Genomic DNA, 12,728 nt, shown 5'->3' with positions numbered 1-12,728 from the left:
TCCTGAGCCTAAGGCGTGCTGGAGGTTTCGAGACTGTCGAACTTGCTGAGCAGGCTGTTGAGGCGACGCTCCCACTCTTCGCGCTCCTCTTTCAGCTTGGCGTTTTCGCCGCGCAGCTCTTCATTTTCCAGTTTCATCATCTCCAGTGCATCAACAGTGTCGGTGACTTTCTGCTCAAGTTGATTAAATAGCTCCAGACTCATGTATCTCTCCCTAGCGTAAAAACGAAAACCCAAAATAGGTCATAAAAAGGCACCCAAATAAACAAGCACAAAGCTTGTCAGTAGGGACGAATGAGGCGAGCGTAACGCCACCGCCGCGTGGCGGCAAGCGCTGTTTACGGTGCTTGACGTTGATAGAGCCGCGCAGTGCTTTCGCCCGCCTGGGTTTCGCGGTGCAATAGCCAGTTGGCGGGCACCTTGGGAGCCAGCGATGTCTCGGTTTCCAGGTAAATCATTGCCTCGTTATCCAGCCAGCCACTAGTTTCCAATGTCGAACAGCAGGGCGCGGCCAGCTGCTGATGGAAAGGCGGGTCAAGAAAGACCAGCGTATAGGGCTTGGCTGGGCGCGTCAGATAAGTCTGAACATCGTTAACATGCACCGCGCTTGCGGTAATATTGAGCGATGCCAGATTGGTCGACAGCTGCGCCGCTACCCGCGGGTCGCGCTCGACAAAATCGACCCAGGAGGCGCCGCGAGACACCGCTTCAATGCCTAGCGCACCGGTACCTGCGAACAGGTCGAGTACCTGCTGGCCGTAAAGCTGTTGGCCGAGCCAATTGAACAGCGTTTCACGCACGCGGTCTGGGGTTGGACGCAAGCCTGGGCTATCCAGCACCGGCAACTGACGGCGGCGGAACTCACCGCCGATGATGCGTAACTTACCAAGTGGCTTACCAACGGGTTTGCCAAGTTGTTGACCACCCCGCTGAGCAGGTGTGCGGCGGGATGTAGAGGATCGAGGGGGGCGTTGTCGTGTCATAAAGCGGATTGTAGCGGGCTGTTTATCCAAAGTCTTGGGTTACGGTGTTAGCATAACCTTAATGTCCACTATTTATGTCGGGTAACACTCATGTTTGGTTTTTTTAAACGCAAGAATAAGCAAGATCCGCAACAGGCGCCTCAAGACAAGCAGGCGCAGGAGGAGCAGTTAAAGGAGCAGCCTCAAGAGCAAGCCGATGAGATGGACATTGCAACGCCCGAGACTTCCACTGACGTTGTTGAAGAGACCTCAGAAGCGCCGGAAACTTTGCCAGAGCCAGAGCCAGAGCCAGAGCCAGAGCCAGAGCCAGAGCCAGAGCCAGAGCCAGAGCCAGAGCCAGAGCCAGAGCCAGAGCCAGAGCCAGAGCCAGAGCCAGAGCTGACGCCCGCGCCCGCCTTGCAAGAGAAACCGGTGGCTGACAAAAGCGACCAGAAAGGCTGGTTTGCGCGTATCAAGTCAGGCCTGGGGAAAACCCGTGCCAATTTAACCGATGGCATCGCCGATCTGTTTTTAGGTAAAAAACAGATTGATGACGAACTGCTGGAAGATCTGGAAACGCAGCTGTTAATGGCCGATGTGGGCATTGATGCGACGACCGAGATTATTGGTCGCCTGGAAGCGCGGGTCTCGCGCAAAGAGTTGAACAACCCAGAAGCCCTCTACCGTGGCCTGCAAGAAGAGTTGTCCGCCATGCTGGCGCCGGTCGCCAAACCGCTTGTACTGGAAAAGGCGGGCAAGGGGCCGTTTGTTATTTTAGTGGTGGGTGTTAATGGCGTAGGTAAAACCACCACCATTGGTAAGCTCACCCAGCGTTTTCAGCGCGAAGGCAAAAGCGTTATGTTGGCGGCCGGTGACACTTTCCGTGCCGCCGCTGTCGAACAGCTCAAAGTCTGGGGCGAGCGCAACAAGGTGCCGGTCATCGCCCAACACACCGGCGCGGACAGCGCCTCGGTGATTTATGACGCGGTAGCGGCCGCCACTGCGCGAGGTGTTGATGTACTGATCGCCGATACCGCCGGACGGCTACATAACAAAAGCCACCTGATGGAAGAGCTGAAAAAAGTCCACCGGGTGATGCAGAAGCTAGATGACACCGCGCCTCATGAAGTGATGCTGGTGCTGGATGCGGGCACCGGGCAAAACGCGATTTCCCAGGCCAGCACCTTTAACGACGCCGTGCCGGTCAGCGGGATCACGCTAACCAAACTGGACGGCACCGCCAAAGGCGGGATTATTTTCGCGCTGGCTAAACAGCTGGAAACGCCGATTCGTTTTATTGGTGTGGGGGAGGGTATCGACGATCTGCGCCCCTTCGAGGCCAATGATTTTGTCCAAGCGCTATTTGACCGCCAAGGGGACGATGCCAGCGCATGATCGCCTTTGAGCATGTGGGAAAACGCTACGGTGGACGCTTTGAAGCGCTGGCACATCTTAACTTTCGGGTTGCCCGGGGCGAAATGGTGTTTCTTACCGGTCACTCCGGGGCGGGGAAAAGCTCGCTACTACGCTTAATCATGCGCCTTGAGAAACCTAGCCGTGGGCGCGTCGTCGTAGCGGGGCACGACATTGCCCAGCTGCATGCCAGCCAAGTGCCGTTCTATCGGCGCCAAATTGGCGTGGTTTTCCAGGATCATCAGCTGCTCTTTGATCGCAGCATTTTTCACAATGTTTCTCTACCGCTGGAGATTCAAGGGGTTGAACCTCGGGAAGCCGCCCGCCGTGTGCGTGCCGCGTTAGATAAAGTGGGGCTGCTGCATCGTGAAAAGGCGTTGCCCATAGAGCTCTCCGGCGGCGAGCAGCAGCGGGTCGGCATTGCCCGGGCGGTGGTTAATAAGCCCGCGCTACTGCTTGCCGATGAACCGACGGGCAATCTGGATCCCCAGCTTTCGGCGGATATCATGGCGCTATTTGAGGACTTTAATCGGATTGGTACCACCGTGATGATCGCCAGTCACGATTTGGCCCTAATTGCCCGACTGCGCCACCGCATCCTGCGCTTAAGCGACGGCAGGTTGGTAGCCGATGAGGGGGCGGTATGAGGTCATCCGCGACACCCAAGCGTCGTCAGGGAGCAGCATTAAAAACGCCGCGCAAAGCCGCTGTTAAACCAGCGGTTGAGAAAGCCCAAGCGCCACAGCGGGGCGCCAGGTCGCAGCAAACGCGCTTTTCCAGCCGCCTGCGGGCATGGGGGCGCCATCACCGCAGTATGGGGTGGGATAGCTTTCAGCGCTTGATACGCTATCCGCTGGGTAATCTCCTGACCATGCTGGCGATCGCTATTGCACTGGTACTGCCTGCGGCGCTGTGGCTAACCCTGGATAGTGCCCGCCTGCTGGATGCAGAGCTTGATGAGAGCGCCACCCTAACGGTCTACCTGGAGTTGAGTGCTGATGATGCCCAGTCGCTGCGTATCGAGGAGGCGGTCAACGCGGAACCGGGCGTGCTCGAAACCCAGCTGATCAGCGCCGAGCAGGGTATGGCGGAGTTCCAGCAGTCGCTGGGGCTCGATGATGCCTTGGCAGGGCTGGAGAGTAACCCGCTGCCTATCAGTATGGTGGTACGCCCAGAAAGCGTTGATCCAGTTGCCATGCAGCAGTTGGCCGCCCGTCTTGAAGCGCTCGCTGGGGTGGATGAGGTGCGTCTTGACCTGGCCTGGGTAGAGCGGCTGAGAAACTTAGCCGAGCTAGGTCGCCGTGTAGCGCTGGCGCTAGGGGTGCTGTTTGGTTTAGGCGTGCTGCTGGTGGTCGGTAATACCATTCGTCTCTCGGTGGAGAGTCGTCGCCGGGAAATTGAAGTCGTGATGCTCATTGGCGCCACGCATGCCTTTGTGCGACGGCCTTTCCTGTACAGCGGTGCTTGGTACGGCTTAGGCGGTGGGCTGTTGGCACTAGGTTTGTTAGGTCTGGGCAATCACTGGCTTTCCCTGCCGGTATCCGCTCTGGCGGCAAGTTACGGGGCGAGTTTTTCTTTACCCCAACTCGACGTGACAGGCTCTACAATTCTGCTATCTTGCAGTACACTACTAGGTTGGTTGGGTGCCTGGTTGGCGGTGACTCGTCACCTTTCGAGTATTCGGCCAAGATAATTGATGAATTCTAAGCAGCTAATGCGATACTGCTGGTAATGCTTAACCTGCGAACTTTATGCTTGCGTTAAGGTCTCAGTATCGCAGACATTCGTATGACTGAATGTGTATGACTGAATTAGTATCACGGTTTTGTAATAGGTTATTGATAACGTGCTACGTCAACCACGATGGGTTACAGGGGAGACCACCTGCACATGAGCACTAGTCTTCTACCGGTGGGGCAGCTTTCGCCCGGCGGCGATCTGGGCGGTTATATCCGCGCAGTCAATGGAATTTCGGTATTAACGGCCGATGAAGAGCGTGAGCTCGCTTATCGCCTCTATGATGAAGGCGATCTGGAAGCCGCTCGTCGTTTGGTACTGTCGCATTTGCGCTTTGTGGTGCATATCGCGCGTAGCTATTCGGGCTATGGGTTGCCCCAAGCGGATTTGATTCAAGAAGGTAACGTTGGCTTGATGAAAGCCGTCAAGCGCTTCGATCCGAACCAGGGCGTTCGTCTGGTTTCGTTTGCCGTGCACTGGATTAAAGCAGAAATTCACGAATTTGTGTTGCGCAACTGGCGGATCGTTAAGATTGCCACGACCAAAGCCCAGCGCAAGCTGTTCTTTAACCTGCGCGGTGCGAAGAAGCGTTTGGCGTGGTTGAACAACGACGAAGTGGACGCCATCGCCAAAGATCTCGACGTTAAGCCCGAGATCGTGCGCGATATGGAAGGGCGCTTGTCGTCTTACGATGCAGGCTATGATGCTCCGGCAGGCGATGATGAAGAGAGCACCTATCAAGCGCCGGTGCACTTCCTGGATGATTCCGCTTCCGACCCTGCCACGCAGTTGGAAGATAGCAACTTCGAGGAAGACTCGACGCGCCGTTTGCAGCTTGCCCTCGAAGGGCTTGATGAGCGCTCGCGGGATATTCTTCAGCGCCGCTGGTTAGCCGATAGCAAAGAGACGCTGCATGATCTGGCCGACGTCTACGGCGTCAGCGCGGAGCGTATTCGCCAGCTCGAAAAAAATGCCATGAAAAAGCTGCGTCAGAAAATGGGTGAGGAAATGGTCGCCTAAGACCACGCTGAATGCACAATTTGTGGCTTTTCAGCATTAAAAAAACCGGCTCCCGTTAAAGGAGCCGGCTTTTTGTGCAGCCAGCACGCGAGCCTAAGCAGGCTGTGCCGTGGCGCGCAGTAAGTGGGCCGACAGCAGCGACCACTGATCTTCCCAATGTTCGGTGGGCAAGCGCTTAAAGTCGCTGCGCACATACTGTGAAATTCGCCCCTCCGCCTGGGCCGCTAACAAATTGGCAGCGGCAGAGGCAGGAATCGTGGGGCGTAGGCCTTCACGCAGTTCGGCTTCGCGCAGAATCTGCTTAAGCTGCATTTCCAGGCGTTCAAACAGCTGGTTGACCCGCTGGCGTAGCCGTGCGGTTTCGCCGGTGAGTACGTCGCCGCCCATCACTCGTGCCAGGCCAGGATTTTTCTCAGCAAAGCCCAGCAGCAGCGCGAGTATGGTGCCGCAGCGGGAGGTGGCGTCGGGAACGTCTTCTAAAATACGCGTGATGCGGGCAAAAATACTCTCTTCGATAAAGTCAATCAGCCCCTCAAACATACGCGCTTTGCTGGGAAAGTGGCGGTAGAGCGCCGCTTCTGAAACTCCTACCTGGCGGGCGAGGGCGGCTGTGGTAATGCGCTTGCCGCTATCTTCCTCGAGCATCAATGCCAGGGCTTGGAGAATTTGCTCGCGGCGGCGAGGTTTTTGATCTTCGCTCATAATGTGGCCTCCGTCGCGGTTAGCTCGCGTCCTTGATTTGAGTACCTACCCCAGCATTGGTGAAAATTTCCAGTAACACCGCGTGGGGGACACGGCCATCAATAATGTGCGAGCTGTTCACGCCGCCCTTCACTGCATCCAGCGCGCAGCGGATTTTGGGCAGCATGCCGCCATAAATCGTGCCATCGGCGATCAGGTCATCCACCTGAGCGGTGCTTAAACCGGTGAGCACTTCACCTTCGGTATTCATTAACCCGGCGACATTGGTGAGTAGCATCAGCTTTTCTGCATTGAGCGCTTCGGCGATCTTTCCCGCTACCAGGTCAGCGTTGATATTGTAGCTGTGGCCTGCGGCGTCGACGCCAATCGGTGCAATCACCGGAATAAAATCACGCGCTGCCAGCATCTCGATAAGCTCGGTTGAGATCGACTCCACTTCGCCCACATGGCCAATATCGATGATCTCGGGCGCCGTCATTTCGGGACTTTGGTGCTCAACTTTGAGCTGGCGGGCACGAATTTGTGAGCCATCTTTACCGGTCAAGCCAATCGCTTTACCGCCGCTTTGATTGATCAGGTTGACGATGCTTTTGTTGACCAAGCCGCCCAGTACCATCTCGACCACGTCCATGGTTTGTGAGTCGGTAACGCGCATGCCGTTGACGAAGCGAGATTCAATGTTGAGCTTTTTGAGCAGGTCTCCGATCTGCGGCCCGCCGCCATGCACCACCACCGGGTTGATGCCGACTTCCTTCATTAACACGATATCGCGGGCAAAGGAGTCGATCAGGGTGCTTTCGGTCATGGCGTTACCGCCATATTTGACCACCACGGTTTTGCCGGAGAACTGCTGAATATACGGGAGGGCTTCGGAAAGCACCTCCACAACGACCTGGGGATCGCGACTGGCTGAACTCATGAGGTTGTCCCTTGCGAACGTTTATTATGCTGCTAACGTTTATGCTGATTAAGTGATGAGGGTCGCGCTTTCTAGGTGGTCGCGATCCCTCCAGCCCCGAGCTATTTAAAGAGCTATCTGTCTACTGGGGGAGCTCAATGTCTGGCGCGACGCGCCGAAGCGCGTCGTTAAAAATTGCTTTGATGCGTGCTAGCGCGGCCTCGTCTTTCCCTTCAAAGCGCATGACCAGTGCAGGCGTGGTGTTCGAGGGGCGGCACAGCCCCCAGCCATCCTGGTAGTCAACGCGAATGCCGTCCAAAGTTGTTTTTATACCTTCGCCGAAGTCGCCCTCGCGAGCAAGCTTATCCACCAGAGAAAATTTGTTATCGTCGGTAACCGCTATATTAATTTCCGGTGTGGCAACGTCTTGAGGGAAGTTGGCAAAAAAAGTATCGGCGTCGTCGGCTTGATTGGCGAGAATCTCTACCAGCCGAGCGGCGGCGTAGAGGCCATCGTCAAAACCATACCAGCGCTCTTGGAAAAAAATATGCCCACTCATCTCGCCACCAAGCTGAGCGCCGGTTTCCTGCATACGCGCCTTGATCATCGAGTGCCCGGTACGCCACATTTCCGGTTCGCCGCCGGCCTTGCTGATCACTTTGACCAGGTTGCCAGTGCACTTAATATCGAAAATAACCTTGGCCCCAGGTTGGCGCGCGAGCATATCGGTGGCAAACACCATCAGCAGGTGGTCGGGATAAATCAGCTTGCCAGTGGGTGTGACAACGCCCAGACGGTCGCCATCACCATCGAAAGCAAGGCCAATGTCGGCCCCGGTTTCGTGCACTTTGCGGATCAGATCCTGGACATTTTCCGGCTTGCCCGGATCAGGGTGGTGATTGGGGAAATGGCCGTCAATTTCCGCAAACAGCGGGATGGTCTCAATACCTAACCGTGCCAGCAGCTGCGGACCGAGTTCCCCGGCAACGCCGTTGCCGCAGTCGACCACGGCTTTTATCGGTCGGTTGATCTTAACGTCGCCTAGAATGCGCGTTAAATAGCGTTCACGAACATCCTGCTGGGTGATACTGCCTTGAGCATTGTCTAAGCTACTGTCTAGGTTGCCGGACTGGATACGTTCAAACAGGGCTGTAATCGCATCACCAGAGAGCGTTTCGCCGCTCAGCACAATTTTAAAGCCGTTATAGTCAGGCGGATTGTGGCTACCGGTGACCATTACGCCTGATTGGGTGCCTTCCAGTATGTGAGTGGCGAAGTAGAGCACCGGGGTGGGCACCATGCCGATATCGATCACATCGCGCCCTGCGGCGTTCAGGCCACGCATCAGCGCTGCCTGCAGCCGAGCGCCTGAAAGGCGACCGTCGCGGGCGACTACCACGCTGGATTCGCCCCGCGCGGCGGCCTCAGAGCCGACAGCACGCCCGATCATTTCTACCGTCTCTTCAGTGAGCGTGTCGTCAACGATACCGCGAATATCGTAGGCGCGAAAAATCGAAGCGGGTACAGACTGTGCGTTCATAGGGCTTCCCAGCTAAATAGACGTTTCCTTAAAAGGGTTCCTAAACAGGCGCGACCACTCGTTACTGACTGCCCGTACTGCCAAACCCGGCGCCGCCCCTTGAGGAGTCTTCAAACGCGTCCACCAAGGAGAGTTCGGCCTGTACCACAGGCACAAGCACGTACTGTGCCAGCCGATCGAAGGGGGTTAGCGTAAACGAGCTCTGACCACGGTTCCAGACCGAAATCATTAGTTCGCCCTGGTAATCTGAGTCGATTAAACCCACTAAATTGCCTAGCACGATGCCATGTTTATGCCCCAAACCGGAGCGCGGTAGGATCATGCCTGCCAAACCCGGATCTTCAATATAGATGGCAAGGCCGGTGCGTACGAGCTGGCAATCGCCGGGCGCTAATATTAACGGCTCATCCAGCAGGGCGCGCAGATCCATTCCCGCCGAGCCAGCTGTCGCGTAGGCAGGGAGGTAGTCGTGCAAACGCTCATCTAATACTTTGCACTGCAGGCGGGGGCGGGCACTCATGGGGATTCTCCAGATGTTTTCGTAGCGGCTGTTGTGGGTAGTAGGGCGAGCGCTTGACGGATGATGGTGGTGGCCAGCTGTGTCTTCGGCTGTGCAACTTCTGAGCGGCTCTCGACGCCTTGAGGGGTGCGCCAGAGTATCCAGGCGGCGTTCTGGTCGCTGCCAAAGCCCAGGCCAGCCTGGGAGACGTCGTTGGCGACGATCATATCCAGCCCTTTGCGCTGTAATTTATCCCGTGCGTAACGCTCAACCTCCTGGGTTTCGGCGGCAAAGCCGATCACCAGCGGGCGCTGTTTGGCGGGCAGTGCCGCGACGCCGGCGATGATATCGGGATTTTTAACCAGGGTCAGGGTGAGTGTGTCGCTATCATCCTGCTTTTTGAGCTTATGCTCGGCAGGGGCTGCCGCGCGATAGTCGGCGACAGCCGCGCAGCCGATAAACAGCGCCGCTTGAGGCGCTAGCCGCTGAGCTTCAGCGTGCATCTGCTCGGCTGACTCAACGTCAATTCGCGTCACGCCCTGGGGAGTGGGTAGGTCAACCGGCCCACTGATCAGCGTCACCTTGGCCCCTTCAGCTACCGCGGCTGCGGCCAGGGAAAAGCCCATTTTCCCCGAGCTGTGATTGGAGATGTAGCGCACGGGATCCAGTGGCTCACGGGTAGGGCCAGCGGTGATCACAATATGGGGTGCATGTGAGTGAGGCGCTGTGGTGATAGGGGCAGCAAACAGCGCCGTAACCGCGCTAAAAATCTCTTCAGGCTCGCTCATGCGGCCTGGCCCCACATCGCCACAGGCCTGGTCACCGGCGGCGGGGCCTATGAGCTGCCAACCGTCATGCTCAAGCTGCGCTACGTTACGCTGGGTGGCGGGGTGGCGCCACATAGCCTGGTTCATCGCCGGGGCAATCAGTTTGGGCGCTTCTGAGGCCAGGCAGAGCGTAGTGAGCAGGTCGTCGGCCATACCGTGCACCAAACGAGCGATAAGGTCGGCAGTCGCCGGAGCGATCAGCACTATATCCGCCCAGCGGGCCAGCTCAATATGGCCCATGCCCGCCTCGGCTTCGGGGTCGAGTAAAGAGGTGCGCACAGGCTCGCCGGAGAGCGCCTGCAGCGTGAGCGGGGTAATAAAGGCCTGGGCCCCGTCGGTCATCACCACGCGCACCTCGCAGCCCACCTGCTTGAGCAGGCGCACAAGCAACGCGCTTTTGTAGGCAGCGATACCCGCACTAACGCCGAGCAGTACGCGTTTGCCGGCGAGCGTCGACGCGCTTGTCGAGTTAACAGCAGAGGCCATGGTCAGTGATCCATATCCGCGTTCGTAAGGAGGCTTACCATACCATTGGCACCAACAATTTGGCATATTGAGCACAAACAAGGTTAAGCTAGGTTTAATGAGGCTTATGGCTGTAAAGCTATGCGTGTTGAGGCTGGCTTCGATCGACAAAGATGGGCAGCGCGGGTGAGGTGCGATGGGAATTAATCACTGGCCGGAAGGTGAGCGGCCCCGGGAAAAGCTATTAAATACTGGCGCCCAGGCGCTCTCAGATGCCGAGTTGCTGGCAATTTTTTTGCGTGTTGGCGTACAGGGTCGTTCGGCGGTCGATTTAGCGCGGGATTTACTCAGCAGTTTCGGTGGTTTGCGCCAACTGCTAGAGGCCGATCAGGAAAGCTTCTGTGCTGCCCGTGGGTTAGGTAGCGCCAAGTACGCTCAGCTCCAGGCGACGCTTGAGCTGTCGCGGCGCCATTTAGCCAGCCAGTTGGCGCGGGGCAATGCGCTGACATCACCTGCCTTGGTGCGCCACTACCTGAGTTCGCAGCTACGCCATTTAGGGCATGAGGAGTTTGCGGTGCTTTTTTTGGATACTCAGCACCGAATTATTCGCTATGAATCGCTGTTTCGCGGTACCCTAGACAGCGCATCCGTTTACCCCCGCGAAGTTGCCAAGCGCGCATTAGAGCTGAGCGCTGGCGCCGTTATCCTGGCGCATAACCACCCTTCTGGTGTGGCAGAGCCAAGCGATGCTGATCGACGTATCACGGAACGCCTCAAAGAGGCGCTGGTACTTTTTGACGTGCGCGTGCTGGATCATTTCGTGGTGGGGGATGGAGAAGTGATCTCTTTTGCCGAGCGCGGCTGGCTATAAGCAGTATAAGAATGCACTGTTCTATGCCGTTTTGATTAAGTAAAATGAGCAAAAAAGTGCTTTTCCAGCCTTTTTTGTGGGTTTTGCTTGCTGTAAGTCGGGTGCTCTGGTATAAAGTGCCACCTTTAAACTTGGGTTGAATAACGGATTTGGATAAAGCTTGGCGGTTAACGGCGTCGACACCTTCCCTGCTCCGGTTTGCCCGACAGTTTTGAACACTCAGGTTATTATATCCTGGCCAAGCAGTTGGAGGCTCTAATGTCCAAAGTATGTCAGGTTACCGGCAAGCGTCCGGTAACTGGAAATAACGTTTCACACTCCCAGCGTAAGACACGTCGTCGTTTCTTGCCGAACCTGCACACCCATCGTTTTTGGGTTGAGTCTGAGAACCGCTTCGTCAAGCTGCGCGTTTCCACTAAAGGAATGCGCATCATCGACAAGAAAGGTATCGACACAGTTTTGGTTGCTATTCGTAAGCGTGGCGACGCTATCTAAGCCAGCTTTATTATACAAAGCCCTTTGGGCCAGGTATTTTGGGCCAAGCATTTTGGGAGAGTTAAACCATGCGCGATAAAATCAAGTTGGTGTCCAGTGCCGGTACAGGCCACTTCTACACCACTGATAAGAACAAGCGGAACACTCCGGATAAATTCGAATTCAAGAAATTCGACCCGGTCATCCGTAAGCACGTGATCTACAAGGAAGCGAAGATCAAGTAATCGCTTTTGCGATGTTGATCGGCTTCCACTGCAGGCGAGCGCCTGTTCAAAAACCCGGCCTCAAGCCGGGTTTTTGCATGCATGTCTTTCGTGTGTCGCATGCTTCGCTAAACCACCTTCATTAGGCTGTCACTACAGGCAGGTACGATGTCTAAATATGCCCGAACTTCCTGAAGTTGAAACCACCCGACGCGGGATTGCTCCCTATATTGAAGGCCAGGAAGTCACCGAAGTGCTGGTGCGTCAGCCGCGGCTGCGTGTGCCTGTGCCCGATGATCTGGCCGAGCGGTTGGTAGGTGCGCGCATTGGGGTGTTGATGCGGCGGGCAAAATACCTGCAGATTCCTATCCAGGCTGGCGGCGCGCTTGAAGGTGACGCTAGCGCGACGCTGCTCTGGCACTTGGGTATGTCGGGCAGTCTGCGGATTGCCCGGGTGGGGGATTTGCCTAAAAAGCATGACCACGTGGACGTGGTGACTGCCAGCGGCTATGTGCTGCGCTATCACGATCCCCGTCGGTTTGGCTTTGTGGATTGGCAGGTCGCAGACGCAGCGCAGGATAAACGGCTTGCTCACTTGGGCCCTGAGCCGCTGTCTGATGCGTTTAACGGCAAATGGCTCTACACGCTCTCGCGTAACAAGCGCGTGGCAGTAAAACCGTTTCTGATGGATAACCAGGTGGTTGTTGGTGCCGGGAATATCTACGCGGCAGAGGCGCTATTTATGGCCGGCATTGATCCCCGCCGCGCGGCGGGAAGAGTTTCCCGTGCTCGCTATGACGCCTTGGCCCTGGCCGTGAAAGAAGTGCTGGCGGCGGCAATTACCCAAGGTGGCACCACGCTGCGGGACTTTGTCAGTGGCCAGGGTGAGCCCGGCTACTTTGCCCAACGCCTTAATGTTTATGGCCGCCACGGCCAACCCTGTTTGCGCTGTGGCGCTGAGCTTCGGCGCATTACGCTTGGCCAGCGTGCTAGTGTGTTCTGCCCCGGCTGCCAGCGCTAATGGCTACCTATCAGTGCTACTGTTTTATTTAAGTATTGCTTTGCCTCATCTTTTGCCTTGTCTGAGTTTTTAAAAC

The 12,728-nt window shown here is 56.5% G+C and carries 15 protein-coding genes; 8 read left to right on the top strand and 7 right to left on the bottom strand.

The window, feature by feature from the left end; translation table 11 throughout:
- Nucleotides 1-8: 8 nt before the first annotated feature.
- Entirely contained in the window at nt 9-203 is a 195-nt protein-coding gene (gene zapB, locus K7H09_RS06800; protein WP_022520215.1) for a cell division protein ZapB, read from the bottom strand.
- A 134-nt stretch (nt 204-337) separates the two neighbouring features.
- Nucleotides 338-982: a 16S rRNA (guanine(966)-N(2))-methyltransferase RsmD gene (rsmD, locus tag K7H09_RS06795; protein WP_022520214.1), complete on the bottom strand. Its 645-nt coding sequence runs from the start codon at nt 980-982 to the stop codon at nt 338-340.
- 90 nt (nt 983-1,072) lie between these two features.
- Between rsmD and ftsY the strand changes: the two genes are divergently transcribed.
- From ftsY to rpoH, 4 genes are all read left to right on the top strand, one after another.
- A complete protein-coding gene (gene ftsY, locus K7H09_RS06790; RefSeq protein ID WP_230804192.1) occupies nt 1,073-2,356 on the top strand; it encodes a signal recognition particle-docking protein FtsY in 1,284 nt (427 codons plus the stop codon).
- A complete protein-coding gene (gene ftsE / locus K7H09_RS06785; protein ID WP_022520212.1) occupies nt 2,353-3,021 on the top strand; it encodes a cell division ATP-binding protein FtsE in 669 nt (222 codons plus the stop codon). The genes ftsY and ftsE overlap by 4 nt, the downstream gene beginning before the upstream one ends.
- Nucleotides 3,018-4,067, top strand: a complete 1,050-nt coding sequence (gene ftsX / locus K7H09_RS06780) for a permease-like cell division protein FtsX (protein WP_022520211.1) — start codon at nt 3,018-3,020, stop codon at nt 4,065-4,067. The genes ftsE and ftsX overlap by 4 nt, the downstream gene beginning before the upstream one ends.
- 197 nt (nt 4,068-4,264) lie before the next feature.
- Complete coding sequence (gene rpoH, locus K7H09_RS06775; protein ID WP_022520210.1) at nt 4,265-5,131, top strand: RNA polymerase sigma factor RpoH; 867 nt, start codon at nt 4,265-4,267, stop codon at nt 5,129-5,131.
- A 93-nt stretch (nt 5,132-5,224) separates the two neighbouring features.
- Here the strand turns inward: rpoH and slmA are convergent, their stop codons facing one another.
- The 5 genes from slmA to coaBC all read right to left on the bottom strand — a co-directional run bounded on the left by slmA (nt 5,225) and on the right by coaBC (nt 10,083).
- On the bottom strand, nt 5,225-5,833 hold the full coding sequence (gene slmA / locus K7H09_RS06770) for a nucleoid occlusion factor SlmA (protein ID WP_022520209.1): 609 nt from the start codon (nt 5,831-5,833) through the stop codon (nt 5,225-5,227).
- A gap of 19 nt (nt 5,834-5,852) precedes the next feature.
- On the bottom strand, nt 5,853-6,752 hold the full coding sequence (gene argB / locus K7H09_RS06765) for an acetylglutamate kinase (RefSeq protein ID WP_007111740.1): 900 nt from the start codon (nt 6,750-6,752) through the stop codon (nt 5,853-5,855).
- A gap of 121 nt (nt 6,753-6,873) precedes the next feature.
- Nucleotides 6,874-8,271 carry a phosphomannomutase/phosphoglucomutase gene (locus K7H09_RS06760; RefSeq protein WP_009288615.1) on the bottom strand — a complete coding sequence of 466 codons (1,398 nt, stop codon included), beginning with the start codon at nt 8,269-8,271 and terminating at the stop codon, nt 6,874-6,876.
- 61 nt (nt 8,272-8,332) lie between these two features.
- Nucleotides 8,333-8,791, bottom strand: a complete 459-nt coding sequence (gene dut / locus K7H09_RS06755) for a dUTP diphosphatase (RefSeq protein WP_009288616.1) — start codon at nt 8,789-8,791, stop codon at nt 8,333-8,335.
- Complete coding sequence (gene coaBC, locus K7H09_RS06750) at nt 8,788-10,083, bottom strand: bifunctional phosphopantothenoylcysteine decarboxylase/phosphopantothenate--cysteine ligase CoaBC (protein ID WP_039860871.1); 1,296 nt, start codon at nt 10,081-10,083, stop codon at nt 8,788-8,790. The genes dut and coaBC overlap by 4 nt, the downstream gene beginning before the upstream one ends.
- Before the next feature lie 175 nt (nt 10,084-10,258).
- Between coaBC and radC the strand changes: the two genes are divergently transcribed.
- The 4 genes from radC (at nt 10,259) to mutM (ending at nt 12,652) form a co-directional block, all read left to right on the top strand.
- Entirely contained in the window at nt 10,259-10,933 is a 675-nt protein-coding gene (gene radC / locus K7H09_RS06745; protein ID WP_009288617.1) for a RadC family protein, read from the top strand.
- A 258-nt stretch (nt 10,934-11,191) separates the two neighbouring features.
- Entirely contained in the window at nt 11,192-11,428 is a 237-nt protein-coding gene (rpmB, locus tag K7H09_RS06740; RefSeq protein WP_022520205.1) for a 50S ribosomal protein L28, read from the top strand.
- 68 nt (nt 11,429-11,496) lie between these two features.
- The gene (rpmG, locus tag K7H09_RS06735; protein ID WP_022520204.1) at nt 11,497-11,652 is read left to right on the top strand and encodes a 50S ribosomal protein L33; all 156 of its coding nucleotides are present in this window, start codon (nt 11,497-11,499) and stop codon (nt 11,650-11,652) included.
- A gap of 157 nt (nt 11,653-11,809) precedes the next feature.
- Nucleotides 11,810-12,652, top strand: a complete 843-nt coding sequence (gene mutM / locus K7H09_RS06730) for a bifunctional DNA-formamidopyrimidine glycosylase/DNA-(apurinic or apyrimidinic site) lyase (protein WP_039860873.1) — start codon at nt 11,810-11,812, stop codon at nt 12,650-12,652.
- Nucleotides 12,653-12,728 lie beyond the last annotated feature (76 nt).

Source organism: Halomonas sp. IOP_14 (genome assembly GCF_021021315.1).
Lineage (GTDB): Bacteria > Pseudomonadota > Gammaproteobacteria > Pseudomonadales > Halomonadaceae > Vreelandella > Vreelandella titanicae.
This window is presented reverse-complemented; position numbering and strand designations above follow the sequence as displayed.